The organism is Streptomyces cyaneofuscatus, assembly GCF_000718135.1.
In the GTDB taxonomy this organism is placed as follows: Bacteria; Actinomycetota; Actinomycetes; order Streptomycetales; family Streptomycetaceae; genus Streptomyces; species Streptomyces cyaneofuscatus.
The window spans coordinates 436,823-462,830 of sequence record NZ_JOEM01000007.1; the positions used below are offsets into that span (position 1 = coordinate 436,823).

Annotated in this window: 14 protein-coding genes and 1 pseudogene; 9 read left to right on the forward strand and 6 right to left on the reverse strand. The window is 72.6% G+C overall.

The annotated features are described in order from the left end of the window. Window positions 1-27: 27 nt before the first annotated feature. Window positions 28-837: a GNAT family N-acetyltransferase gene (locus IF17_RS0114550; RefSeq protein ID WP_030565837.1), complete on the reverse strand. Its 810-nt coding sequence runs from the start codon at window positions 835-837 to the stop codon at window positions 28-30. Between the two features lie 178 nt (window positions 838-1,015). Continuing rightward, window positions 1,016-2,269 carry an extracellular solute-binding protein gene (locus tag IF17_RS0114555; protein WP_030565838.1) on the reverse strand — a complete coding sequence of 418 codons (1,254 nt, stop codon included), beginning with the start codon at window positions 2,267-2,269 and terminating at the stop codon, window positions 1,016-1,018. A 203-nt stretch (window positions 2,270-2,472) separates the two neighbouring features. Between IF17_RS0114555 and IF17_RS0114560 the strand changes: the two genes are divergently transcribed. Further along, window positions 2,473-2,688 carry a dodecin gene (locus IF17_RS0114560; RefSeq protein WP_018513053.1) on the forward strand — a complete coding sequence of 72 codons (216 nt, stop codon included), beginning with the start codon at window positions 2,473-2,475 and terminating at the stop codon, window positions 2,686-2,688. Here IF17_RS0114560 and IF17_RS0114565 read toward each other — a convergent pair whose 3' ends face one another. Beyond that, window positions 2,689-3,177: a phosphatase domain-containing protein gene (locus tag IF17_RS0114565; RefSeq protein WP_030565842.1), complete on the reverse strand. Its 489-nt coding sequence runs from the start codon at window positions 3,175-3,177 to the stop codon at window positions 2,689-2,691. A 214-nt stretch (window positions 3,178-3,391) separates the two neighbouring features. Here IF17_RS0114565 and IF17_RS0114570 point away from each other — a divergent pair, with 214 nt between their 5' ends. The 5 genes from IF17_RS0114570 to IF17_RS0114590 all read left to right on the forward strand — a co-directional run bounded on the left by IF17_RS0114570 (window position 3,392) and on the right by IF17_RS0114590 (window position 7,448). Next, window positions 3,392-3,643 (forward strand): MbtH family protein, encoded by a 252-nt coding sequence (locus IF17_RS0114570; protein ID WP_030565844.1) that lies wholly within the window; start codon window positions 3,392-3,394, stop codon window positions 3,641-3,643. A gap of 32 nt (window positions 3,644-3,675) precedes the next feature. After that, on the forward strand, window positions 3,676-4,827 hold the full coding sequence (sbnA, locus tag IF17_RS0114575) for a 2,3-diaminopropionate biosynthesis protein SbnA (RefSeq protein ID WP_030565846.1): 1,152 nt from the start codon (window positions 3,676-3,678) through the stop codon (window positions 4,825-4,827). Then, the gene (gene sbnB, locus IF17_RS0114580) at window positions 4,821-5,843 is read left to right on the forward strand and encodes a 2,3-diaminopropionate biosynthesis protein SbnB (RefSeq protein ID WP_030565848.1); all 1,023 of its coding nucleotides are present in this window, start codon (window positions 4,821-4,823) and stop codon (window positions 5,841-5,843) included. The genes sbnA and sbnB overlap by 7 nt, the downstream gene beginning before the upstream one ends. Window positions 5,844-6,123: 280 nt before the next feature. Then, entirely contained in the window at window positions 6,124-6,744 is a 621-nt protein-coding gene (locus IF17_RS0114585) for a helix-turn-helix transcriptional regulator (protein ID WP_030565850.1), read from the forward strand. After that, window positions 6,741-7,448 carry a response regulator transcription factor gene (locus IF17_RS0114590; RefSeq protein WP_078615892.1) on the forward strand — a complete coding sequence of 236 codons (708 nt, stop codon included), beginning with the start codon at window positions 6,741-6,743 and terminating at the stop codon, window positions 7,446-7,448. The genes IF17_RS0114585 and IF17_RS0114590 overlap by 4 nt, the downstream gene beginning before the upstream one ends. A gap of 79 nt (window positions 7,449-7,527) precedes the next feature. On the opposite strand, the gene panD is transcribed toward IF17_RS0114590, so the two are convergent. Next, window positions 7,528-7,944 carry an aspartate 1-decarboxylase gene (panD, locus tag IF17_RS0114595; RefSeq protein WP_030565853.1) on the reverse strand — a complete coding sequence of 139 codons (417 nt, stop codon included), beginning with the start codon at window positions 7,942-7,944 and terminating at the stop codon, window positions 7,528-7,530. A 51-nt stretch (window positions 7,945-7,995) separates the two neighbouring features. Then, entirely contained in the window at window positions 7,996-9,393 is a 1,398-nt protein-coding gene (locus IF17_RS0114600) for an MFS transporter (RefSeq protein ID WP_237667243.1), read from the reverse strand. 296 nt (window positions 9,394-9,689) lie between these two features. On the opposite strand from IF17_RS0114600, the gene IF17_RS0114605 reads away from it, so the two are divergent. The 3 genes and pseudogenes from IF17_RS0114605 to IF17_RS0114615 all read left to right on the forward strand — a co-directional run. Next, window positions 9,690-10,607, forward strand: coding sequence for a TauD/TfdA family dioxygenase (locus IF17_RS0114605; RefSeq protein ID WP_030565858.1), 918 nt, complete (start codon window positions 9,690-9,692; stop codon window positions 10,605-10,607). Window positions 10,608-10,675: 68 nt separating this feature from the next. Further along, a complete protein-coding gene (locus tag IF17_RS0114610) occupies window positions 10,676-17,152 on the forward strand; it encodes a non-ribosomal peptide synthetase (RefSeq protein WP_030565860.1) in 6,477 nt (2,158 codons plus the stop codon). After that, window positions 17,149-24,381 (forward strand): annotated as a pseudogene (locus IF17_RS0114615) (non-ribosomal peptide synthetase); the annotation flags it as partial. The gene IF17_RS0114610 and the pseudogene IF17_RS0114615, both read left to right, overlap by 4 nt. 237 nt (window positions 24,382-24,618) lie before the next feature. On the opposite strand, the gene IF17_RS0114620 reads toward IF17_RS0114615, so the two are convergent. Continuing rightward, window positions 24,619-26,008: lantibiotic dehydratase (locus IF17_RS0114620; RefSeq protein WP_030565864.1), on the reverse strand; the 1,390-nt coding region annotated here is incomplete at its 5' end.

The window sequence follows — 26,008 nt, forward strand, 5'->3', positions numbered from 1 at the left end:
TGCTCACGTCTGCGGGACGCGCGGTGCTCACGTCTGCCGGGCGAGCGAGAGGAAGTGGCGCAGGTAGCGCGGGTCGGTGCGGCGCAGCGAGAGCAGGACGTACAGGTCCGCCACGTTGAACTCGGGGTCGTACGCCGGGGCTCCGCAGACCCAGGCGCCGAGCCGCAGATAGCCGCGGAGCAGGGGCGGCAGGTCCGCCCGGGAGCCGGGTCCGGCCTCCGGGTGTGCGGAGGCGTCCCAGAGGCGGTGCGGGGAGACCCAGAACTCCTCGGGGGCCAGGTGCGCGGTGCGTACGGTGTTCCAGCTGCGGGCGGCGAGCGTGCCGCCGTCGGCCAGCGGCAGGGAGCAGCAGCCCGCCAGCCAGGCGTGGCCGGAGCGCTCCATGTAGCGGGCGAGCCCGGCCCAGACGAGGGCGATGACGGCGCCGTCGCGGTGGGCGGGGTGGACGCAGGAGCGGCCGACCTCGACGAGGTCGTCGCGGATGGGCGCGAGACGGGTGAGGTCGAACTCGCTCTCCGCGTAGAGCCGTCCGGCTATCCGGGCGCGGTCGGGCGGCAGCAGGCGGTAGGTGGCGACGACCTCGTCCGTGGCGGTCTCGCGGACCAGCAGGTGGTCGCAGTACGCGTCGAACGCGTCGCTGTCGATGCCCGGTTCGGGCCCCTCCAGCCTGGCTCCCAGCTCACCGGCGAACACCTGGTGGCGCAGGCGCTGGGCGGCGCGTACGTCCTCCTGGCCGGTGGCGAGGGAGACCCGGTAGGCAGGTTCGGGGGAACGGCGAGCGGCGGGCGCGGGCCGGGTGGGGAACGGGGCGGGCGGGGCGGTGGGCAGCACGGTCATGGCAGTCTCCGGGGACGGATCAGCAGGGACGGCTGCCGGGCCCTCGGGGTGCGAGGGCCCGGCCCCTTACTTCTTCCGTCACCGGCTGGATTCGACGTGTCCGCCGTGGAGCGCGGGGATGTGCGACGGCTGAATCCCCAGGACGCCGTCCGGCCGTCCAGGGGTACCGGCGGCCCGATCAGCTGCCGGCGAGCATGGCCGTGATGCGCTCCGAGGCCTTCTTCGCCGCCAGGTCGGGGTCGGCGCCCGTGAGCACCGCCGTCATGTACGGCTTGATCGGGTTCTCCGCCTCGACCTTGGCCCACTGCGAGGAGTTGGGCGTGGCGCGGCCCTGGCTCGCGCCCTCGGCCATCGCGGCGGTGCCCTCCTCGCCCTCGACGACGTGGGCGAGCTTGGGCTTGTTGGGCACGTAGCTCATGGTGCGGGCGAGTTCGGTCTGCCACTTCTCGCTCGCCAGCGCCTTGACCACGGCGATACCTGCGCTGCGCTGGTCGGCCTTCTTCGGGACGATGAGGTCCGAGCCGCCGGTGAAGACGGAGCCGGGGGCCTTGGCGGTCTTGCCGGGAATGGGGAAGTAGCCGAGCTTTCCCTTGAGTTCGGGATTCTTCTGCTCGATGAGCGCGGCGCTGCCGGGGAGCGAGATGATCTGCGCGACGTCACCCTTGGCGAATACGTCGTTCTGCGGCGGCTTCTCCTCGTCGGAGTCCGCCGGCCCCTCGCCGAGCGCCTGGAGTTCCTTGTAGAAGTTCATTCCGGCGAGCGCCTGGGGGGTGTCCAGCGTGCCCCGCCAGTCACCGCCGCCACCTTCGGCGAGTTCGCCACCCTCGTCCCAGATGAATCCCGCCAGCACGTACCAGTTCTGACCGGCCAGATAAATGCCCTGGTTGCCCTGGGTGTTGAGCTTCTCGGTGTCCGAGATCCACTCGGCGCGCGTCTTGGGGAGGTCGTCCACGCCGGCGGCCTTGAAGATGTCCTTGTTGTAGATCACCACGCGGTTGGCCGCGTACCAGGGGATGCCGTACTGCACACCGCTGATCTGGCCGGGCTGGGCGAGGCCGGGCAGCCAGTCCTCGCTGCCCAGGTCACGCATCGATTCGAGGGTGAGGTCACGGAGGCCGCCGCTCTCCGCGTACTGCGCGACCTGGGTGTTTCCGACCTCGATCACATCGGGGGCGTCGTCGCTCTCCAGGGCGTCCAGGACCTTGGGGCCGATACCGCCCCACTCCTGGATCTTGAACTCCAGCTTGACGGAGGGATTCTCCTTCTCGTACGTGCTGGTGAACTTCTCCAGGAATCCCTGCGAGACGCTGTCCTTCATCAGCCAGACCGTCACCGTGCGGTCTCCACCACCCGAGCCGGAGAAGTAGCCACATCCGCTGAGCGTGACGGACGAAACGAGCGCGACGGCTCCGACGAGTATGCGGTTCTTCACGTAGTCACCTTCTGCGAAACGGCACGACGAAATCAGGACCCGGTGTGGGGGGATTGCGGGCGGCGCTCGCACGGGCGTTTGGCTGAATTTTGGTATGGACCAATCAGTAGGTCAAGGCGTGTGCTCGTCCCCATTCGCCCCACTCGCCCCCTCGCGCGACACCCGGGTTTGAGGCACCGTGGTCAGCAGAGAGGAGACAAAATATGTCCAACCACACCTATCGGGTCACCGAAATCGTAGGAACCTCCGAGGAGGGCATCGACGCGGCGATCCGGAACGGCGTCGCAAGAGCCGCAGAAACGTTGCACAATCTCGACTGGTTCGAGATTAACCAAGTGCGCGGTCATATCGAGGATGGCCGAATCGCGCACTACCAAGTCGGCCTGAAGGTGGGCTTCCGGCTCGACGAAAACGCCTGATCAGGTACGCCCGTCCCGCTCCTGTCCATCCTTCAGCGCCTGTGACGGGTCGAACCAGCGGGCCCGGACCACCGGGAATCCGGCCACTTCGGCCGCATCGCAGACCAGCTCGTCGTCGTCGACGAGCATGCGCACCTCACGCGACCGGCCCAGCCGCCGGAGGATGTCCAGCTTCGTCCGGCGGGCCGGGCGCCGGTCGTCGTTGCGCCGCATGAACAGCTTTCCGTCGGGCAGTCCCTGACGGCTCAGCCAGTCCACGGTGGCCCGGCGGCAGCGCTCGGGCCGCCCGGTCAGATAGACGACCTCGCACTCCTCGGCGCTCGCGAGCACGAGGGCCACCCCTTCGGCCAGCGGCGGATCGTCCGGGGCGGCGGCGAAGAAGCCGTTCCAGTCGCGCTTCGGCCCTTCCAAGAAGTGCTGCCGGTGGGCCGTGTCGGCGAGCGTGCCGTCGAGGTCGAACACGGCCAGCGGCCGGGCGTCTTCGTTCATCCGGCCAGCTTAGGAAAGCTCGGCGCCGACCGCGTACCGAAGCCCTCCGGCCTTGCCCCGACAGCTGACGCCCGGCCCGGCCGGGAAGGACCGGCGGGCGGCCGCCGCCGTCACGGCTGCCCGTTTGTCTCTACGGTCGGCCGATGCCGGAAGGCACTCTCACTCTGGCGCCGGTATCGACCGCGGCGCGACCACCGACCGAGGAGAGACGGCGATGTCCGACCACACCGAGAGCCTCTACCGCGTCGTACTCAACGACGAGGAGCAGTATTCCATCTGGCAGGCCGAGCGCGAGCTGCCCGCGGGCTGGCGGGCCGAGGGAACCCAGGGCAGCAAAGAGGAGTGCCTGGACCACATCGGGCGGGTGTGGACGGACATGCGCCCCGCCAGTCTGCGCCACCGGATGGAGAGCGAGGCCGCCGAGGCGGCCACCGGTAGGGCCGGATGCCAGAGCCTCCCGGTCTGATCCGCCTACCGACACCGAGGGGAAGTCCGGCGATGAACTCCGTCTCCCAGCCGAGATACCGGTCGGCCCTCGTGGCGCAGGCTGCCGGGCCTGCGGACGAGGAAGCCCTACCGTCCGACACCACTCAGCCGCCCGGCCCCGCATCCGCCGGGTACGGCCCGGACCGTACGGGCGCGCTTTCGGCCGTCGGCGGGACGCCTCTGGTGGAACTGACCCGGCTGGTGCCCGGCGCCCGCTTCCGGGTCTGGGCCAAGCTGGAGTCGGTCAGCACCGGCGGCAGCATCAAGGACCGTTCCGCCTACGCCATGCTGAGCCACGCTGTCGTCACCGGCGCGGTGGTCCCCGGCAGCGGCACCGTGATCGAGTCCAGCTCGGGCAACCTCGGTGTCGGCATGGCCCAGGCCTGCCGCGCCATGGACCTGCGGTTCATCTGCGTGGTGGACCCGCGCACCAATCCGCAGAACATCGCGATCATGCGAGCGCTCGGCGCCGATGTGCACACGGTCACGGAAGGCGACCCGATCACCGGCGAGTTCCAGCCGGTGCGGATCGCACGCGTGCGGGAGCTGGTCGACGCGCTGCCCGGGGCCTACTGGCCCAACCAGTACGCCAACCCCCGCAACGCCTGGGCGCACCGGATCACCATGGCGGAGATCGTCGAGGACCTGGGCGCCGCGCCCGACTACCTGTTCTGCACGATCAGTTCCTCGGGCACTCTGCGCGGCTGCGGCGACCTGATCCACGACCGCGGACTGCCCACCCGGGTGGTCACCGTGGACGCCGAGGGCAGCGCCATCTTCCGGCCGCCGACCGGACGCCGGCTGATCCCTGGTCATGGCGCGGCGGTCCGGCCCCCGCTCTACCGGGGCGGGCTCGCCGACGAGGTGGTGCACGTCAGCGATCTGGACAGCCTGGTGGGATGCCGCCGGCTGGCGCTGCGCGAAGGGCTGTTGCTCGGCGGCTCCTCCGGCGCGGTGGCCACGGCCCTGCAACAGATGGGCGACCGCATTCCGGACGGTGCCACCTGCGTGCTGATGATGCCGGACCGTGGCGAACGTTATCTGAACACGATCTACGACGACGGGTGGGTGGAGCGCCAGTTCGGCGAGGTGTCCCACCTGTGGAAGGACGAGGTGGCCGACGTGGCCGAGAACAGCGGGATGACCGGGGTGGCAGGATGCTGACGATCGGCAACGGAGACGTCCGGCGGCTTCTGGACGACCGGGAGCGGGAGGTGCTGAACGCCGTACGCGAGGCGTATCTGCTCCACGCCGCCGAAGACACGTCGCTGCCGCACTCGGTGTTCCTGCGCTTTCCCGACGACCCCGGCAACCGGATCATCGGGCTGCCCGCGTACCTGGGTGGGGCGGAGCCACTGGCCGGGATGAAGTGGATCGCCTCCTTTCCCGGGAATGTCGCGGAGGGTCTGGAGCGCGCTTCCGCCGCGATCATCGTCAACTCCATGCGCACGGGCAGGCCGGTGGCTCTCGTGGAGGGGTCCACCATCTCCGCTCGCCGCACCGCGGCGAGCGCCGCTCTCGCCGCGGTCTCCCTGCCGTCCGAGGACGGTCGGGAGACGGGTGTGTCGCTGATCGGCTGCGGTGTGATCAACTTCGAGGTGCTCCGCTTCCTCCTGGTCGTACGGCCGGAGATCACCGACATCACCGTCCACGACCTGGATCCCCGGCGGGCCGCGGACTTCCGGGACCGCTGCGCCGCCGAACTGGCCGGGGACGGCCGTGTGGTGCGCGTGGCGGAGAGCGCCGGGGCGGCGCTCTCCGCGCACCGGCTGGTCAGTCTGGCGACCACGGCCACCGTGCCCCATCTGGATCTCGACGAGTGCCTGCCGGGCACGCTGGTGCTGCACGTGTCCCTCCGGGACGTCACGGTCGAGGGCGTCCTGGACGCGGTGAACGTGGTGGACGACCCCGACCATGTCTGCCGGGCGGCCACGTCGGTCCATCTGGCGGAGACGCGGGTGGGCAGCCGCTCGTTCATCGGCGCCACGCTCGGCGAGCTCCTGAGGGACGCGGAACCGGGCCCGCGGGACCCGGCACGCACCACTCTGTTCTCGCCGTTCGGCCTCGGGGTACTGGACCTGGCACTGGCCGGACTGGTAGTGCGCGAGGCTCGCGCGGCCGGTGTCGGCCACGAGATCGCCGGCTTCCTCCCGGAACCCAGGACCGCCGAGACCGTCTGAGCGGGCCGCGTCTGGGGAGCGGCCCCCCATATTTCGGCTGCACCCCCATACCTCTTGGCCAGGAACCGACTTCTCGCAGGTCAGAGCCGACCCTCACACACGGCCCCCGTGCGTTTCCGGACGCGCACGGGGGCTGTTCCGCGCTCATGTACATCGCGGGGGCGATCGGAGGTGGGGGCACCGCGGAAATCTGGGGGTGGTGTACCGATGTCCGGCGCGCCCTCGACCCCGATGCTCGGTGAGACCGGCGAGAGCCGTTGCCGAGCGAGGAGGAAGACCCATGAGGAATACGGTGCGCGTGAGCGTCGTCGCTGTGGACCCGGTGCTGGAGGCAGGCACCTTGAGCGCCCTGGCGAGCAGCCCGGAGATCCTGCCCGCCGTCGGGGGCGAGCTTCCGGACGTGACGGTCGTCGTGGTCGACCGGGTGGCCGACCCGGTTCTGGACCTGCTGCGCCGTACCCGGGCCGCTGACCACCGCCCGGAGGTTGTCCTGGTCGCCACCGAGCTGAGCCCGCCGGAGGCGCTGCACGCCATTGCCACGGGTGCCCGGGGTCTGCTGCGCCGCCGGGAGACCAGCGGCCCGCGACTGGCCCACGCCGTGCTGGCCGCGGCGAGCGGGGACTGCACGGTGCCGCCCGATCTGCTGGACGGGCTGCTGGAGCAGCGTACGGAGGACGCCGGGGCGGGTGTCGCCGATGCCTGGGGGGCGGCGGGGCTCAGTGACAGGGAACGTGCGGTGCTCCGGCTGGTGGCCGAAGGCCACGAGACCAGCGAGATAGCGGGACGGCTCTCCTACTCGGTCCGGACGGTGACGACGGTGATGCACAACGTGACCCAGCGATTCCGGCTGAGGAACCGCGCCCACGCGGTCGCCTACGCGCTCCGGGCGGGTCTCCTGTGAGCGCCGCGCCGCTCACGGGCCGGACCCCGGCCGGCGCCTCCGCGCCCCACCGTGCCGCCACGGACCGGACCGCGGTACGCGTCCACGTGCGCGCCGCGGACGACGACCTGCGGCACTCCTGGCACCGCCGGCTGACCGGGGCGGGAATCCCCCTGGTGGAGGGCGGATCGCCCGGCCCCGATCTGGTCGTGCTGGCCGCCGGGAGGACCGTGGACGAGGCGGTCGAGTCGTGCCCCGCCCCCGCGCTCAGGGGCGGGAGACGGCACGGGGTCCTGGTGGCCGCCCAGTCGGTCTCCCCGGACGGTGTGCTGCGGGCGGTGCGGGCGGGGGCCCGGACGATCCTGCGGACCACCGACGCCACTCCGGAGCAACTGGTGGCCGCCGTGCACTCGGCCCACCACGGCGACGGCCGGCTTCCCTACGGCGTGCTGGTGCGCTTGCTCGGCGCCTCCCAGCAGTCGGGGCCCGAGCCCGCGACAGCTCTCCCCGACACTCCCCGTACCGCCCGGACAGCCCCGCTGACCCCGCGCCAGACAGCGGTGCTCACCCTGGTCGCCGAGGGCCACGGCAACGCGGTGATCGCCCGAGCGCTGTCCTGCTCGGAGCACACCGTCAAGAACGTCATCTACGAGCTGATGGCCCGGCTCCAGGTCCGGAACCGGGCCCATGCGGTGGCACGCGCGGTGCGAGCCGGGCTGATCTGACGCATCGGCCACGCGGGAGCCGCGAACAGCGTGCGGGCCCGAGATCGGTGACCTCGGGCCCACACGCGGTTCCGCCGCGTCAGTGGACGAGATCACCCCGGACGGTGCCGCTGCCGGGCGCGGGCTCGGCCAGATCCGAACCCGTGAGCGACACCTGCCGGTTCTGCTGGTCCACGTGGACGACGCTGGGCACGAGCGCCTTGGCCTCGGCGTCGGCGACGGCGGCGTACGAGATGATGATGACCAGGTCTCCCGGCTGGACCAGCCGCGCCGCGGCTCCGTTGATGCCGATGATCCCGCTGCCGCGTTCCCCGGAGATGACGTAGGTCTCCAGGCGGGCGCCGTTGGTGATGTCGACGATCTGGACCTGCTCACCGGGGAGCAGATCGGCGGCGTCCATGAGGTCCTCGTCGATCGTCAGCGATCCGACGTAGTGCAGATCGGCCTGGGTGACGGTGGCGCGGTGGATCTTGGACTTGAACATGGTCCGGAACATGGCGTGGTCTCCAGTATCTGTCGTACGGGAAGGGGATGGACAACGGGTTGCTCAGTGGTGACCGTCGGAGCCCGCCCCGGTCGCCCCGGCGGGTGCCTTGCGGGGTTCGGCCGGAGCGGGCACCTCGGCGGGCGCCGGTTCGGCGGGGGCGGTGATCGCGGTCATCGTGGCCCGGCGCACCGGGCGGGAGAAGGTGGCGGCCAGAGCCATGAGCACCATCCACCCGGCGAGCACCGCCGCCGCGGCCCGGACCCCGAAGCCGTCCAGCAGCAGGCCTCCTGCCAGCGCCCCCAGCGACAGCGCGCCGTTGGCCAGCATGCTGGACGCACTCAGCACCCGGCCACGCAGTCCGTCGGGGGTGACGGCCAGCTGATAGGTGCCGACCGCCACGTTCCAGATGGGCCCGACGAACCACATCGCCGTGTAGGCGATCGCGGCCGGCCACAGCCCGCCCCCGAAGGCCAGTACGCACATGAGCAGTGCCCACACCCAGTTGGCCCCGATCACCAGGGAGTTCATCCTGAGGGTGCGGCCGATCCGGCCGGCGACCAGCGCCCCGAGCATCCCGCACCCGCCGGCCACGCCCACGAGCACACCGATCGCGGCCGGACCCGCGCCCTCCTCGGCGAGCAGCACGATCATCAGCAGGAAGAGCGCGCGGAACAGCAGGTTGCTCCCGGCCACCAGGAGCGCGGTGGTGCGCAGCAGCGGTTGACGCCAGAGCCAGGTGAGCCCCTCGGCCATCCGGCCCGCCTGTCGCCGCACCCGGGTGCCGCGGCTCTCCCGCGCCGCGCCGCCGCTCGGAGCGGCCCCGGCACGTTCGCCGGGGCGGGCCGTCTGGAAGTCCTTCCGGATGCCCAGCAGGGTGGTCAGCGAGACGAGATACGCGAAGGTCTCCAGCACGAAGGGGACCGCCCGGCCGACGCCGAAGAGAATGCCCCCCAGTGGAGTCCCGATCATGGTGGCGGCCCGGCCCCGCGCCTCGTTCCCGGCGAGAGCCGCCGACAACTGGCTGGGGTGGACCACGTTGGGCACGGCGGCGGTGGAGGCCAGGCCGTTGAGGACCGTGAGCGTGCCCTCCACGAACCCGACCACCATCACATGCGCCAGCCGGAGTTCGCCCAGGAGCAAGGCCAGCACCACACTCGCCGCGCCGGCCGCACGCAGTCCGTCGCACCACATCATCACGCGCTTGCGGTTCCAGCTGTCGACCAGGACCCCGGCCGGCAGCTGGAAGATCAGGGCGGGCAGCAGCACCACGAACCCGACCACCCCCGCGGCGGAGGGCGACCCCGTGACCGCGAGCACCAGAAGCGGGTAGGCCACCGTGGACGCCGTGGATCCGATGATCGCCACCGCCGAACCGCTCCACAGCAGCAGGAAATCCCGATTGCGCCGCAAGGGCGGTGGCGCGGGTGCGGCACCCGCGTGGTCGGCGACCCTGCTCATGGACCTGTTCTCCATTCAGACACGGGGAATCCTCTCGAAGGCCGCACGGGACACCCGGCACGACGGTTGGGCCACCGGGCCGCACGGTGACGCCAGCGTGCCGCGCGTCGGCGGACCGGCCCAGGGAAGGACGCGCAGAATGGGGCGCACCCACCGTGCCGACGACTCCGCCGGATGTTCTCTGCCCTGTCGGGAGCCGTGCGCCGACCCTGACCGGTATGACCGCAAACCCTTCAGCCCTGTTCACGCCGGCCTCGGCCGAGTCCCGAACGTCAGGGCAGACGCTTCCTCATCTGATGACGGCCGCCCCCGGGGGCTCCGCGGCGGACCGGCTGGCCGCCGCCCGGCCGGAGATCCGCGCCCGACTGCGTGAGCACGGTGCCGTGCTGCTGCGTGGTTTCGGCGACGACGGCGTGGACGGCTTCGAGCGGGCGGTCCGCGCCATCGGCGGCGAGCCGCTGACCTACGCGGAGCGCTCCTCGCCCCGCTCCACCATCAAGGGCCAGGTCTACACCTCGACCGACTATCCGCCCTCCGAGGAGATCTTCCTCCACAACGAGAACTCCTACCAGGCGACCTGGCCGCTGACGCTGTTCTTCCTCTGCGTGACCCCGCCCGACACGCTGGGCTCCACCCCGCTCGCCGACACCCGGCGGGTGCTGGCCGCGATCGACCCGCAGGTACGGGAGGAGTTCGCCGCCCGGGGCTGGATGGTGGTGCGCAACTTCACGGACGGCTTCGGCGTCCCCTGGCAGCACGCCTTCAACACCGAGGACCGTGCCGAGGTCGAGGCGTACTGCGCTCGCAACGGTGTCGTCGCCGAGTGGACCCCGGGGGGCCTGCGGACCCGGGCACGCCGCGAGGCGGTGCACCGGCATCCGGTGACCGGGGAGCGCGTGTGGTTCAACCACCTGACGTTCTTCCACGTCACCACGCTGGGACCGGACCTCTGCGGTGCGCTGCGGGAGATGTACGAGGAAGCGGACCTGCCGACCAACACCTACTACGGCGACGGCGCCCCGGTGCCGGACGAGGTGGTGGCACACCTGCGGGACTGCTACCGCGCCGAGCAGCGGCGCTTCGACTGGCAGCAGGGCGATGTGCTGGTCGTCGACAACATGCTGGCCGCACACGCCCGGGAGCCGTTCACCGGCCCCCGCAAGATCGCCGTCGCCATGGCCGAGCCCTCCAGCGGTCCGGTCGAACAGGACTGACCCGCCGCCCGGCCCCCGTACGCCGACCGCTCCACCGCCCCACCATCATCTGCCCAGGGAGACGACCGATGGCACCCGTCGACGGCGGTTATCCGCTGTCCTTCGCACAGGAACAGCTCTGGCTGCTCGACCAGCTCAGGTCGGGCGACGCCACCGAATATCTGATGCACGAAACCTTCCGCATCCGCGGCCCGCTGGACACGGAGGCGTTGAACGCCGCGCTCACCGAGACAGCCGCCCGGCACGAGGTGCTCCGCACCCGGTACGCCGACGAGGACGGCGTCGGCGTCCAGATCATCGACGAACCGGAGCCGGTGAAACCGGAGCTGGTCGACCTCGGCGACGTCCCGGACGAGCGGCGCGAGCAGGGCCTGCGGGAGTTCGGCGCGAGCTGGGCCGCCCTGCCCCTCGACATCCGACGGGAGCATCCCTGGCGCGTGGCCGTGGTCCGGCTGGCACCGGAGGACTGGGCCCTGCTGCTCACCTTCCACCACATCGCCTTCGACGGCTGGTCCTGGGGCCTGCTCGCCGACGAACTGCGCGAGTCGTACGCGGCGTTCGCCTCCGGTGGCGCCCCGGCGGCGGAGGATCTGGAACTCCAGTACGCGGACTACGCGGAGTGGCAGCGCGAGTGGTGGACGGCGCAGCCCGAACTGATGGGCCGCCAACTCGGTTACTGGCGGGACCGGCTGACGGACATGACTCCACTGGGCCTGCCCACCGACCGGCCCCGGCCGGCCCGGTGGGACGCCACGGGTGACACCGTCGCCTTCACCGTGCCGGCGCCCCTCGCGGCAGGCTTCTCGGCGCTCGCCAAGGAGCAGGGCACCACGCTCTTCATGGCCGGGCTCGCCGCGTACCAACTGCTGCTCGGGCGCTACTCCGGGGCCGAGGACATCGCGGTCGGCGTCTCCCTGGCCAACCGTGACGACGCCCGGCTGGAACGGCTGATCGGCCTGTTCCTCAACACGGTGGTGCTGCGCACGGACCTGGGCGGTGCCCCGGACTTCCGGGAGCTCCTGTACCGGGTGAAGAGCACCACGCTGGACGCCTACAGCCACCAGGAGGTGCCCTTCGAGCGGGTGGTCGCGGACCTCGCCCCGGAGCGGGACGCGGGGCGCAACCCGGTCTTCCAGGCCGGGTTCGCCCTGCACAACGCCCACCGCCGCCCGTTCGCGCTCCCGGGCCTGGAGGTCACCCGGGTCTCCGGGGGCGCGCGCAGCTCCGCCTTCGACCTCTCCCTCCATCTGACGGAGCGTCCGGACGGCACGATCGGCGGCGAGTTCATCTATCCGACCGCGCTCTTCGACCGGGACCGGGTGGAGCGCATGGCCGAGAACTTCCTCCATCTGCTGGAGCAGGTGGTCGCCTCGCCCGGCACCCCGGTGGACCGGCTGGAGCTGACCGCACCGGCGGAGCGGGCCGTGCTCACCGCCTGGGGACAGGGTGCGTCCCGGCCCGCCTCACAGGACCGCTCCGGCCACGGCCTGGTCGGGATGGTGCTCGACCGGGCGGCCGCCACCCCGGATGCGACAGCCGTGGCGTACGACGGAGGTTCGGTGGACTACGCCGGGCTGGCCGGCCGGATCACCGGGCTGGCGGTCCGGCTGCGGGAGGAGGGGGTCCGCCCCGGCACCCCCGTCGCGGTGAGTCTGCACCGCGGCCCGGAGCTGGTGACAGCGATCCTGGCTGTGCTGGCCGTCGGCGGTGTCCATGTGCCGCTGGCCCCCGATCTCCCGGAAGGCCGGAGGGAGTTCCTCCTGTCGGACTCCGGGGCGGCGCTGGTGCTCACCGAGGAGGCGCTGCGCGACGGCTTCGGCGGGGACACCCCGGTGCGTGCGCTGGACGCCGAGTGGGCCGGGGCCGGTCCGGACGCCTCGCCCGCGGCCTTCCCCCACCAGGCCGGTCCGGACGAGGCGGCCTGCGTGGTGTACACCTCCGGATCCACCGGTACTCCCAAGGGCGTGGTGGTGACCCACGGCGGGCTGCGCAACCGGGTGCTGTGGTCGGTGGAGGCGTACGCGATGACCGCCGCGGACCGGCTGCTCCAGAAGACCACCATCGGGTTCGACGCCTCCCTCTGGGAGTTCCTCTCCCCGCTGGTCTCCGGCGGCACCGTGGTGATGGCGCCGGCGGACGCGCACCGGGACCCGTCCGTGATGGCCGCCGCCATGGCCCGCCACCGGGTCACCCTGCTCCAGCTGGTGCCCTCGGTGCTGCGGCTGCTCGTACAGGAGCCGGCCCTCTCCCGCTGCACCGCGCTGCGGCTGGTCAGCTCGGCGGGGGAACCACTGCCCGCCGAGCTGTGCGAGCGGCTGCGCGCGGCGGTGCCCGGGGTGGAGGTCTCCAACACCTACGGCCCCACCGAGTGCTCCATCGACTCGACCGCCCACCGCTACACGGGCGAGGGGCTGCCCGGATCCGGCACGGTCGCCATCGGCGCTCCCCTGACCGGTGTGGGTGTCTCCGTGGTGGACCGGGCCGACCTGCTGGTCCCGGTCGGGGTCCCCGGTGAGCTGTGCGTACGAGGGGCGGGGCTGGCCCGGGGATATCTCGGCCGCCCCGGGCGGACGGCCGAGCGGTTCGGCGCCGACCCGTACGCCACGGTGCCCGGCGGGCGCTGGTACCGCACGGGCGACCTGGTCCGCTGGCGGGCTGACGGGACCCTGGAGTTCCTGGGCCGGAGCGACGACCAGGTGAAGATCCACGGTGTCCGGGTCGAGCCGGCCGAGATCGAGGCCGTGTTGCTCGCCCATCCCGCGGCGACCGCTTCGGCGGTCGTGGCCCGACCCGGGGCGCACGACCAGCTGGAGCTGACCGCCTACGCCGTGCCTGCCGCCGGAACGGACCCGGCCGGGCTGCGGGCCGAGCTGCTGGCCCACCTCGCCGCGCGTCTGCCCGCCGCGGTCGTGCCCTCCCGGCTGGTCCTGCTGGACGCCCTCCCCCTGACCGCCAGCGGCAAGGTGGACCGGGGAGCGCTGCCCGGCCCCGAGGAGGACGTGGCATTGTCCGCCGCGACCGGGCCGGACCGCGCCGCTCCCCGTACGGCGACGGAACAGGCCGTCGTGGCGGCCATGGCCTCGGTCCTGGAGATTCCCGAACCGGGACCCGATGACGACTTCTTCGGACTGGGCGGCCACTCGCTGCTCGCCATCCGGCTGGTTCTCGGGCTGCGCCGTGCCTTCGGCATCGAGATGACGGTCGCCGACCTCTTCGCCGACCGCACCGCCGCCGCCCTGGCCGCCCGCATCGACCGGGCCGCCGGAGCCGCTCAGGCGGAGGAACCCGGTCAGGGACCGGGCGGGATCGTTCCGGTGCCGCGGGACGGTGTGCTGCCGCTCTCCTTCGGCCAGCAGCGCATGTGGTTCCTGGACCGGCTGGAGCCGGGGAGCCAGGAGTACCTGATCCCGCTGGCCCTGCGCCTGCACGGCCCGCTGGACACCGAGGCCTTCCGGCAGGCTCTGGACGAGGTGGCACGGGTCCACGAGGTGCTCCGCACCCGGTACGCGGACCGGGACGGCAGCCCGGTGCAGCTCATCGACCCACCGGGTCCGGTGGCGTACCGGGAGGTGGACCTCTCCGGCGCCGGGGACGGGCCCGTCCGTGCCCGGGAGCTGCTGGAGGAGGTCCTGCGCGTCCCCTTCGACCTGGCGGCCGAACACCCCTTGCGGGTCACGGTGATCCGCGCCGCTCCCGAGGACCACTGGGTGGCCCTGGCCGCCCACCACATCGCCTTCGACGCCTGGTCGACCAAGGTGTTCCTGCGTGACCTGGACACCGCTTACACCGCGTTCGCCGCGGGCCGGGACGCGCCGCTCCGTCCGGGGCCGGTCCAGTACGCGGACTTCGCCGCATGGCAGCGCGCCCAGGAGGACACCCCGGAGACCGCTCGTCAGCTCGAGCACTGGCTGGAGCGCCTCGGCGGTCTCACCCCGGTGGAGCTGCCGTCCGACCGGCCGCGCGGCGCCACCCGCGACGCGGCCGGCGACACCGTCGTCGTCGACGTCCCCGACGCCCTGGGCCGGGCGGTGACGGAGCTGGGCGAGCGGTCGGGCGCGACTCCCTTCATGACGCTGCTCGGCGCGTTCCAGGTGCTGCTGCACCACTACACGGGCCGCACGGACATCGCGGTGGGCGTTCCGGTGGCCGCCCGGACCCGGGAGGAGACGGAGGGGCTGCTCGGCCTCTTCGTGAACAGCCTGGTCATCCGTACGGACCTGAGCGGGGACCCGGCCTTCACCGGACTGCTGGAGCGGGTGAAGGAGGTCTGCCTGGAGGCGTTCGCCCACCAGGACGTCCCGTTCGAGCAGCTCGTGGACGAGCTGGCGACCGACCGCGACCTCTCCCGCAACCCCCTGTTCCAGGTGATGTTCGAGCACCAGCACATGGGCGGGCTCACCTCCACGCTCGGCGGGCTGGCGGCCGAACCGCTCAACGCGGGGCCGCGGACCGCCAAGTTCGACCTGACACTGACCGTGAAGGAGCGTCCCGACGGACGGATGCACTGCTGGTTCGAGTACGCGAGCGCGCTCTTCGACCGCTCCACCGTGGAACGGCTGGCCGCCCACTACCTGCGCCTGCTGGAATCGGTGACCGCCGCGCCGGGCACCGCCGTGGCCGAGCTGGAGCTGATGCCGGACGCCGAGCGCCGGCAGTTGCTGGACGTCTGGCCCGACCCGTACGCCGCCCGGCTGCCGGAGATCGTCCCCGAGGACGAACGCGGGCTAACCGTGCCGGAGCTGTTCGTCCGGCAGGCCGCCCGCACCCCGGACGCCACTGCCCTGGTCTTCGGCGAGGAGGAGCTCGACTACGCCGCTCTGGAGGCCCGCTCCGCCCGCTTCGCCCGGCGTCTGCGAGCCCTGGGGGCCGGTCCGGAGGCCCCGGTGGCCTCCTGCCAGGAACGCGGCATCGACGCCGTGGTCACCCTGCTCGGTGTGCTGCGGGCGGGTGCGGTCTACGTACCGCTGGACCCCCGTCATCCCCGGCAGCGCCTCCTGCGGACCGTCGAGGACGCCGGGGCCCGGTTCCTGGTCACCACGTCCGAGCACGCGGACACCCTCACCGGCGCCGGCCATCGGGTGCTCACCGTGGACGCCCTGGCCGCCGACGGCGCCGAGGGGGCGCTGCCGGACGTTCCGGCGGCCCCGGAGAACCTGGCCTACGTGATCTACACCTCCGGCTCCACCGGGCGCCCCAAGGGGGTGATGATCGACCACCGCGCCTACGCCCACCACTGCCGCATCGCCGCCGACGCGTACGGAATCGGCCCCGGTGAACGCGTGGTCCAGCTCTCCTCCCTCACCTTCGACGTTTCGATGGAGCAGATCGCCGCCCCGCTGCTGACCGGTGCCGCCGTGGTGATCGCCGACCCGCTGTTCTGGAGCCCGGCCGAGCTCCCCACCCGGCTGGCCGAACACGGTGTCACGGTCATGGAGACCACCCCGGCCTACTACCGGGAGGCGATGAACTACGACACGAGCGTGCTCACCGGGCTGAAGCTGATCAACCTCAGCAGCGACGTGGTCACCGTGGCCGACGCCCGGCAGTGGGCCGCGAGCGGGCTGCCCGGACGGTTCGTCTGCTGTTACGGCCCCACGGAGGCGACCGTCACCTGCCTGCTGCACACCGGTCCGGCCGGGCAGAGCGGGGAACGGGACACCGCCTCCATGCCACTGGGCCGCCCCTTCGCGGGCACCCGGGCCTACGTCCTGGACGCCGGGCAGCGCCCCGTACCGATCGGTGTGCCCGGCGAACTCTGTGTCGGCGGTGTCCGGCTGGCCCGCGGCTACCACGGACGCCCGGAGCTGACCGCCGCACAGTTCGTGCCCGATCCGTTCGGCGGCACGGGCGAGCGGCTGTACCGCACCGGTGACCTGGTGCGCTACCGGCCGGACGGCACCCTGGAGTTCCTGGGCCGGATCGACCAGCAGGTGAAGATCCGCGGGCTGCGCATCGAACTCGGGGAGATCGAGGCGGCCCTCACCGGCCATCCCGGCGTCGGTGCGGCGGCGGTGACCGCGCCCGAGATCACCCCGGGCGACCGCCGGCTGGCCGCCTATGTGACCGGCCTGGACGGCGCCCCCGCTCCTGACCCGGAGACGCTCCGTGAGCATTTGCGGGAGGGGCTGCCCGACTACATGGTTCCGGCGCTGTGGACCGTGCTGGACTCCCTGCCGATGACCGCCAGCCAGAAGATCGACCGCAAGGCCCTGCCCGCCCCCGCCACCACTCTCGAACGCGCCTATGTGGCGCCCCGGGACCCGGTCGAGGAGGCGGTCGCCGCCATCTGGGCGGAGGCGCTCGGGGTCGACCGGGTCGGTGCCGAGGACGACTTCTTCGCCCTCGGCGGGCACTCGCTGCTGGCCACCCGGGTCCTGGCCCGGCTGAGGGAGGCCTTCGCGGTGGAACTTCCGCTGCGCCGCCTCTTCGAACACACCACCGTCACCGCCCTCGCGGCGGCCGTCACCGAGGCCGTCGAGGCCGCTGTCGCCCAGCTCTCCGACGCAGAGGTCGCGGAACTGCTGAACCCGGAAGGCGCACGATGACCCACCAGACACTCGACCCCGCGGACCTCCGCGCCCGCCTGCTCAGGCAGCGGCTGCGCGGCGCGGCCGCCCCCGCCCCGTCCGACGGCATCCCCCGCGCCCCGCGCGGCGGTCCGCTGCCGCTCTCCTCCGCCCAGCAGCGGCTGTGGGTGCTGGACCGGCTGAGCCCGGGCTCAACCACCTACCTCATGACGGCCGCGCTACGGCTGCGCGGCCCCCTGGCTCCCGAAGCGCTGCGGGGTGCGCTGGACGCGCTGGTGGCACGGCACGAAGTGCTGCGCACCCGTTACCAGGTCGTCGACGGCGACCCGGTCCAGATCGTGGACGCGCCCGCGCCGGTGAACCTCGCCGAGGAGGATCTGGCCCGGCTGGCCCCGGCGGACCGCGCACGCCGGCTGGCGGTGCTGGGCACCTCCGGGCGGCGGCCGGTGGACCTGGCCGAGGGACCCGTGCTGCGGGCCGTCCTGGCCCGCTGCTCGGCCGAGGAGCACGTTCTCTTCCTGACCGTGCACCACATCGCGGCGGACGGCCTGTCGGAAGAGCTGATGGTGCGTGAACTCATGGCGCACTACCGCCGGTCGATTGCCGGGGAGGAGCATCCGGAACCTGCTGCGCCGGCTCTCCAGTACGCGGACTTCGCCGTCTGGCAGCGGGCCCGGCTCACCGAGGAGAAGCTCCGGGAGGGCCTCGCCCACTGGCGCGGGCGGCTGGCGGGGCTCACGCCGCTGGAGCTGCCCACCGACCGGCCGCGGCCCGCGGTCCGGGACGAGAGCGGGGCCGTGGCGCCCTTCACCGTGCCGGCCGACGTCGCCGGCCGGCTCTCCCGGCTGGCCCGCGAACGCGGCGCCACCCCGTTCATGGCCGCTCTCGCCGCGTTCCAGGTGCTGCTCGGCCGGTACTCGGGCAGCACCGACATCGCCGTCGGCACCCCCGTGTCCGGCCGGGACCGGACCGAGACCCAGAACATGCTGGGGCTCTTCCTCAACACCCTGGTCCTGCGCACCGACCTCTCGGGAGCCCCCGGCTTCGGCGAGGTGCTGGACCGGGTGCGGGAAGGCTCGCTGGACGACTACGGCCACCAGGAGGTGCCCTTCGAACGGCTGGTGGACGCGCTGGCTCCGGAGCGCGATCCCTCCCGTACTCCGTTGTTCGGCGCCCTGTTCCTCTGGGAGGGCGCCGACGGTGAGGCCTCGGAGGCGAACGCCGGGGGTGCGGAGACGCTCGTGGTGGAGCGGCTCGCGGTCGGTGAGACCACCGCCAAGTTCGATCTGACGCTCGGTGTCACCGAGCAGCCGGACGGTTCGCTCTCCGGCGGACTCAACTACGCCACCGCGCTGTTCGACGCGGCGACGGCCGCCCGCATGGCCGATCACTTCGTCCGGCTGCTCACCGCCGCCGTGGCCGAGCCCGACGTCCCGGTGGCCGAGCTGGAGCTGATGTCCCCGGCGGAGCTGGAGCAGGTCGTCCACCACTGGAACGACACCGCCGTCCCGTTCCCCACCGGCACGCTGCACGGGCTGTTCGAGACCCAGGCCGCGGCGACCCCGGACGCAGTGGCGGTGGCCGACGAGGACGGCACGCTCGGCTACGCGGAGCTTGACCGCCGCGCGGAGGCGGTGGCCGACGCGCTCCGGGCGCGGGGGGCCGGTCCCGGCACCGTGACCGGGGTGTGCCTGGAGCGCTCCCGGGGGCTGCTGGTGGCCCTCCTCGGTGTGCTCAAGGCGGGCAGCGCCTACCTCCCGCTGGAGCCGGATCTCCCTGCGGAGCGCCGCCGGTACATGCTCTCCGACTCCGGCGCCCGGGTCGTGCTCACCGACACCGGGGCCGGCCCGGACGGGGTGCCGGAGGATGTCGCGGTCGTGCCCCTGGCGCGCGGCGGAATGCTGCCCGACGGGGCCCCGGCCCTGCCCGGGGGCTCCTCCGGCCCGGACGACGCCGCGTACGTCATCTACACCTCCGGGTCCACCGGCCGCCCCAAGGGGGTGCTGGTGGAGCACCGGGCGATCGTCAACCGGCTGCACTGGATGCAGCGGGAGTTCGGCCTCGACGCCACCGACCGGGTGCTCCAGAAGACCCCGATGGGCTTCGACGTCTCGGTCTGGGAGTTCTTCTGGCCGGTGATCACGGGCGCCACCCTGGTGATGGCACGCCCCGGAGGTCACCGGGATCCGGCGTACCTCGCCCGGACCATCGCCGAGCAGTCCATCACCACCCTGCACTTCGTCCCGTCGATGCTGCGCGCGTTCCTCGCGGGCTCCGTGCCCGCTCTGCCCTCGGTACGGCGCATCGTCTGCAGCGGCGAGGCACTGCCGGGAGACCTGGTCACCGCGTCGGCGGAGCGCCTCGGGATCGCTCCGCACAACCTGTACGGGCCGACCGAGGCCGCCGTGGACGTGACCCACGCCCCCTGCGTGCCCGGACAACGCGTCACCATCGGCAGGCCCATCGCCAACACCCGTACCTACATCGTGGACGCGGCCCTGCGGCCGGTCCCGGTCGGGGTGCCGGGAGAGCTGCTGCTGGGCGGTGTCCAGCTGGCCCGGGGCTACCCGGGACGGCCCGCGCTGACCGCCGACCGGTTCGTCCCCGATCCCTTCGGCGGGGAGCCGGGCGGGCGGCTCTACCGCACGGGCGACCTGGCCCGCCATCTGCCGGACGGCTCCATCGACTACCTGGGCCGGATGGACCACCAGGTGAAAATCCGCGGCCAGCGCATCGAGCTGGGCGAGATCGAGGCGGTCCTGCACGAGCACCCCTCGGTCACCGCCGCGGCCGTCACGGTGCACGACGGGCGGCTGGTGGCCCACCTCGTCGGCCACCCCGCAACGGGGTCCCCGGAGGCCGGTGCTCCGGACCCCGGCGCCGTACGGACCTGGCTCCGCGAGCGGCTGCCGGACGCCATGGTGCCCGGCGACTGGACGGTGCTCGACGCCCTGCCGCTGACCGCGAGCGGAAAGACCGACCGTAAGGCGCTGCCCTCCCCGGACCGCAGCCGGGAGAGCCGGGCCGGTGAGTACACCGCGCCCCGCACCCCGGTGGAGCGGACCATCGCCGAGGAACTGGCCGCCGCACTGGACCTCGACCGGGTGGGTATCCACGACCGGTTCTTCGACCTGGGCGGCGACTCCATCCGGGCGATCCGCGCGGTGGGGGCGCTGACGGCCCGCGGCCTGGCCCTGTCCGTACAGCACCTCTTCACCCACCCCACGGTCGCCCAGCTCGCCACCGTCGCCACCGGGACCAGCGGCAACGGGCGGGGGCACGAGCTGGTCGCCCCGTTCACGCAGCTGGACCCGGCCGACCTCGAACGGCTCCCGGACGGACTGGCCGACGCCTACCCGCTGGGCGAGGTCCAGGCCGGGATGGTCTACGAGCTGTTGGCCGATCCGGACGCCAACACCTACCAGAACGTCAGCAGTTTCCACTTCACCGACGACGGCCCCTTCGACCTGCCGGCGCTGCGGGAGGCGATCCGGCGCCTCGTCGACCGGCACGAGATCCTCCGTACCTCCTTCCGGCTGTCCGGTTTCTCCGGACCGCTCCAGCTCGTGCACGAGAAGGCCGAGGCGGAGGTCGGGTTCACCGATCTGCGGGAGCTGGACCGGGCCGGACAGCGCGCCGCCGTCGCGGAGTTCCGCGCCGCCGAGCAGCGCGTACCGTTCGACCTGGAACGCGCCCCGCTGCTGCGCTACCACGTGCACCGCACCGGTGAACGCACCTGGACGCTCACCCACACGGAGTGCCACGCGATCCTGGACGGCTGGAGCCACCACTCGGTGATCCAGGAGATCCGCGCCGACTACGGCCGTATCCGCGAGGACGCCGACTGCGCCGTCACACCCCCGCCGCGCGCCCGCTACGCCGACTTCATCGCCCTGGAACGGCAGGCGTCACAGTCCTCCGGGGACCGGGAGTTCTGGCAGAGCAGGATCGACGCCTTCCCGCGCCTGGAGCTGCCCGCGCCCACCGCGCCGACGGAGTCGGGCGGGCCCGCCCACGAGGTCCGGGTCTCCTGGGCCGGGCTGGACCCGGAGCTGCGCGCCCTGGCGGCCCGTACCGGCACCTCGCTCAAGACGGTGCTCTACACCGCCCATCTCAAGCTGCTGGGCCTGATCTCCGGACAGCGCCGCTTCTTCGCCGGAGCCGTCTGCAACGGCCGCCCCGAACTCCCGGACGGCGACGAGGTGCGCGGCATGTACCTCAACACCGTGCCGTTCGCGGTCGACCTGGAAACACCGAGCTGGGAGGAGCTGCTGCGCGCGGTCTTCGCGGAGGAGGCCGCCATCTGGCCGCACCGCCGGTACCCCCTGCCCGCCATGCAGCGGGAATGGGGCACAGGGGTCCCGCTGGTCGACGTGATCTTCGGCTACCTCGACTTCCATGTACTGGACCAGTCCGGCTCCGCCCCCGAGGCGGTCACCGACAGCAGCCCCAACGAGTTCACCTTCGACGTGTGGACCTTCCCGGGCGAGCTGCGGATGACCTGCCGGCCGGGCTGGGCCGACCGGGCCCGGCTGGAGACGATGGCCGCCACGTTCGTGGAGGTGCTGCGGACCATGGCCGAGCGGCCGGAGTCCTCTCCCGCGTCCTTCCGTGCCGTCGGCCTGGCCCAAGGCGCCTCCGGTCCGGTGCCCCGTCGGCTGCCGCCCGAGGTGACCCTGCCGGAGCTGATCGGCCGGGGCGCCGACCCCGGGGCGGTGGCCCTGGTCGACCGGGACTCGACCGTGACCTACGGCGAGTTGGAGGAGCGCGCCAACCGGTTCGCCCACCTGCTGCGGGCCCGCGGGGTGCGCGCCGAGGACCCCGTGGCGGTCTGCCTGGAGCGCGGCACGGAGACGGCGGTCGCCCTGCTCGGCGTGGTCAAGGCGGGCGGCTGCTACGTACCGGTCGACCCGGAGTACCCCGAGGAGCGGATCGGCTATCTGCTCTCCGACTCCGGTGCCCGGCTGCTGGTCACCCGCTCCGACCTGGCGGACCGGCTCCCCGGGGATGTCCCGACGGTGCTCCTGGACACCGTGCGGGACGAGTGGGAGGCACAGCCTCCCACCGCCCCTGAGGCGGGCATCTCCGCCGACAACACCGCGTACGTCATCTACACCTCCGGATCCACCGGTCGCCCCAAGGGCGTCCAGGTCACCCACCGCAATGTCGTGCGTCTGGTGCACGACGAGAACCATGCGGAGATCGGGCCGCAAGACACCGTCCTGGTGGTCTCTCCGCTGGCCTTCGACGCCTCCGCCTTCGAGCTGTGGGGCACGCTCGCCAACGGCGGCCGGCTGGCGTTCGCCCCGCCCGGCACTCCCACCACCGCGGGCATCGCCGAGGTGCTGCGCGAGCACGGGGTGACCGTGGCGTTCCTGACGACCAGCCTCTTCCATCTGATGGTGGAGAGCTGCCCGGACACGCTGACCGGTCTGCGTACGCTGCTGACCGGCGGGGATGTGCTTTCCGCGAGCCGGGTACGGGCCGCGCTCGGCCACGGGCTGCGGGTCAGCAACATGTACGGGCCGACCGAGTGCACCACCTTCGCCACCGGGCAGCACGCGCTCACCCTGGAGCAGACGGACCGGCCCATCCCCATCGGCCCGCCGATCGCGCACACCACCGCGCTGGTCACCGACGAGGACCTCCACCCCGTTCCGTACGGTGTCGCCGGCGAACTGCTGCTCGGCGGTCCCGGGGTGGCCCGTGGTTACCTGGGCCGCCCGGAGCTGACCGCCGACCGGTTCGTGCCCGACCCCACCGGCACCTGGCCCGGTGGCAGGCTCTACCGCACCGGCGACCTGGTGCGCCAGGACCCGGACGGCGTCCTGCACTTCCTGGGCCGCCGCGACCACCAGGTCAAGGTGCGCGGCCACCGTATCGAGCTGGGTGAGGTCGAGGCGGGTCTGGGTGGTCTGCCGGGTGTGCGCGAGGCGGCGGCGGCCGTGCGTCCGGGCCCGGACGGCGACAAGCAGCTCGTCGGCTACATCGTTCCGGCGGAGCACGGCGGTTTCGACCCGGCGCTCCTGCGTTCCGCGCTCCGTGCGAAGGTCCCCGGTTTCCTGGTGCCGAGCGCCTGGGTCCGGCTGGACGAGCTGCCGCTCAACGCCAACGGGAAGCTGGACCGCGCGGCGCTCCCGGCGCCGGGCGGCGGCACCGGTGGCGAGGTGGTCGCCCCGCGCACCGCGGCCGAACGGGCCCTGGCAGAGGTGTGGGCGGAGGTCCTCAACCTCGAACAGGTAGGAGTCCACGACGACTTCTTCCTGCTCGGCGGGCACTCCCTGCTGATTCTGCGGGCCATCGCCCTGCTCCGTGAACGCCACGGCCTGGAGCTGACCGTACGGGCCTTCGTGGAGCACCACACCCTGGACGCCATCGCCGCCGCGGCGGAGCGCGGCGACTACGGGGACACCTCGCGCACCGCCCTGATGTGGCTGCGCGCGGAGGGCGACCGGGCGCCGCTCTTCTGCGTCCACCCCGGCGGCGGCAGCGCCCACTGGTACCAGCGGCTGCTCCCGCACCTGGCGCCGGATCTGCCGGTGGCCGCCCTGGAGTGGCCCGGTCTCCAGTCCGGTCCGGGGCTGCCGGTGCCCACCGCCGCGGAGATGGCACAGCGGTACGTCGCCGAGATCCGCGCGGCCCGTCCGCACGGCCCGTACCGCCTGCTGGGCTGGTGCGGCGGCAGCGGCATCACCGCCGAGATGGCGGACCGGCTGCGGGCGGACGGGGAGGAGGTGACGTTCGTCCTGCTCGATCCGGGCCTGGACAGCCACGAACGGCAGGGCCTGTGGGAGGAGTTCCGCCTGATCGAGAGCTGCACCGCCAAGCTGGAGGAGCTGGCCGCCGCCGGCCCGGAGGAGGACACGGGTGCGCTGCGCGAGGAGATCCTGAAGCTGCTGGACCACCTGGTGGACGATGCCGACCCGGAGACCGGGATCGTGCTCCCCGAGCGGAACGGGGCCGATGTCTGGCTTCCGTCGGCCCGGATCTGGCGCGAGGTGATGGAGATGACGCTCACCTACCGGCACCACCACGTCCCCGGCACGCTGCATCTGATCATCAGCGACGAACTCGCCCGCGGTGAGCACGAGGTGGCCCTCGGCCAGTCGTACGAGGAGTACCTGAGCCGCTGGCGGGAGCTGAACTCCGGCGTCGAGGTCCACCGGGTCCCCGGCGACCACTTCGGGGTCATGCGCCTGCCCCACGTCACGTCCCTGGCCTCGACCCTGGCCTCGGTGCTGGACTGACGTCCCGGGGTGGAGGACCGGACAGAGCCCGGCCGGAGCACACGCTCCGGCCGGGCTCCGTGCTGTCTCCCGCGCCCGGCGGAGGCGGAGGACGCGGGGGCTCGGCAGCCCACTCCGTCGACGGGCGGTGCCCCGGCCGCACCGGCCGGCTCCCCGTACCTCGGTCCGGCCCCGGACATGACGACGGGGTGCCCGGCCGCTGCGGCCGGACACCCCGTGCGAGGGTCTTCGGTGTTCTCAGTCGTGCTGGTCGACGGCGACGAAGCGGAGTTCGGAGGTGTAGGCGTTGCCCCGGTCGTCGGTCAGCCACGCGTGCTCGGGACTGGGCAGCATCTCCGTGACCGTGAGCTTCGCCTCCGGATCCTTCCTCGCCAGCCGACGAGCGGCCTTGGCCAGGATGTTCACATACACCGGAGCGTCGAAATCCACATAGAACGGACGCGGCTCCGTCGGCGACACCACGAACACATAGCGCGGCAACCCCCGCTCACTGCGCCAGTTCCGCGCCCGCACATACCGCCGGGCCTCACTCTTCTCCTCCGCGAACCCCAACTCCCCACCCGTGAACCGCCACGACTCACGACTCACCACCAGCTTGTCCACCATCACCCGCGGCACATGATCCGCGTCGGGGAACAGCCGGAACAGGTCCATGGCCAGGGTGGTGAGCACGTGGCCGAACACATCGGTGACGGGGAACTCCGTGCCGTCGGGCAGTACGACGACCGGCCGGCCGTCGCGCCGGACGACGTGGGCGTCGGCGCTGAGCACGGTGCGGTCCCGGTGCGGGTCGGCGGTGAGTTCCATCAGGGCGACGTAGTAGTCCTCCGGCCGGACCAGCACATTGCGCACCCTGGTGGAGAGCCGTGCCTTGTGCTCCTTGGGCAGCAGGGGCAGCAGGCGGGGGCCGGGGTGGTCCTGGCCGGTGAGCCGGAGGAGTTCCGCCGGCTCGGGGTGCTGGCTGACGAACAGCGAGGCGCCCATGGTGTTGGACGCCAGGTGCAGTTCGCCGAGGACGAGTTCGAAGTCGCCCCTGCCGATCGCCTCGGTGTCGCGGGCGGCGATCAGCACATCGGGGCTGAGGTAGCGGGCGGCGGTCCAGGCCACGGGGGCCGGGGGGAACGCCTCGGCCACCTGGGACGCGACGGACGAGTGGGTCGCCCGCACCCGCCCGGCCCCGTCCGGCAGCGGGATGATCCGTGCCCAGCGGCGCTGGAACTCCGCCAGCACCTCCTGTGCGTCGGTGACCGCGCCTCCGTGCAGGATCGGCATGGAGGCGAACCAGAAGTCGGCGAGGTTGACCCGTTCCTCGCCGGAGGCGGCGGACAGCTTCTCGTAGACCTCGACGGCCCGCCGCTCCACCCGGGCGCCGAGCTGGGCCATGAGCCACGCGGCGCTGGTCATCAGCGGGTCCAGGGGCGCCATGGCGTCCAGGACGGTGCCGCCGATCCGTGCGGTGGCGGAGCGCCGGGTGTCGGAGTGGACGAGCGACCGGTTAGGCGCCGTACGGCTGCCCTTGGCGCGCTGGGAGGCGGTGTCGGTGATCCGGGTGAAGTCCTCCTCCAGCGCCGCCAGCGCCTCGCACAACGCCTCCGCGTCACGCCCGGCCGCCTCCACCCGCTCACGG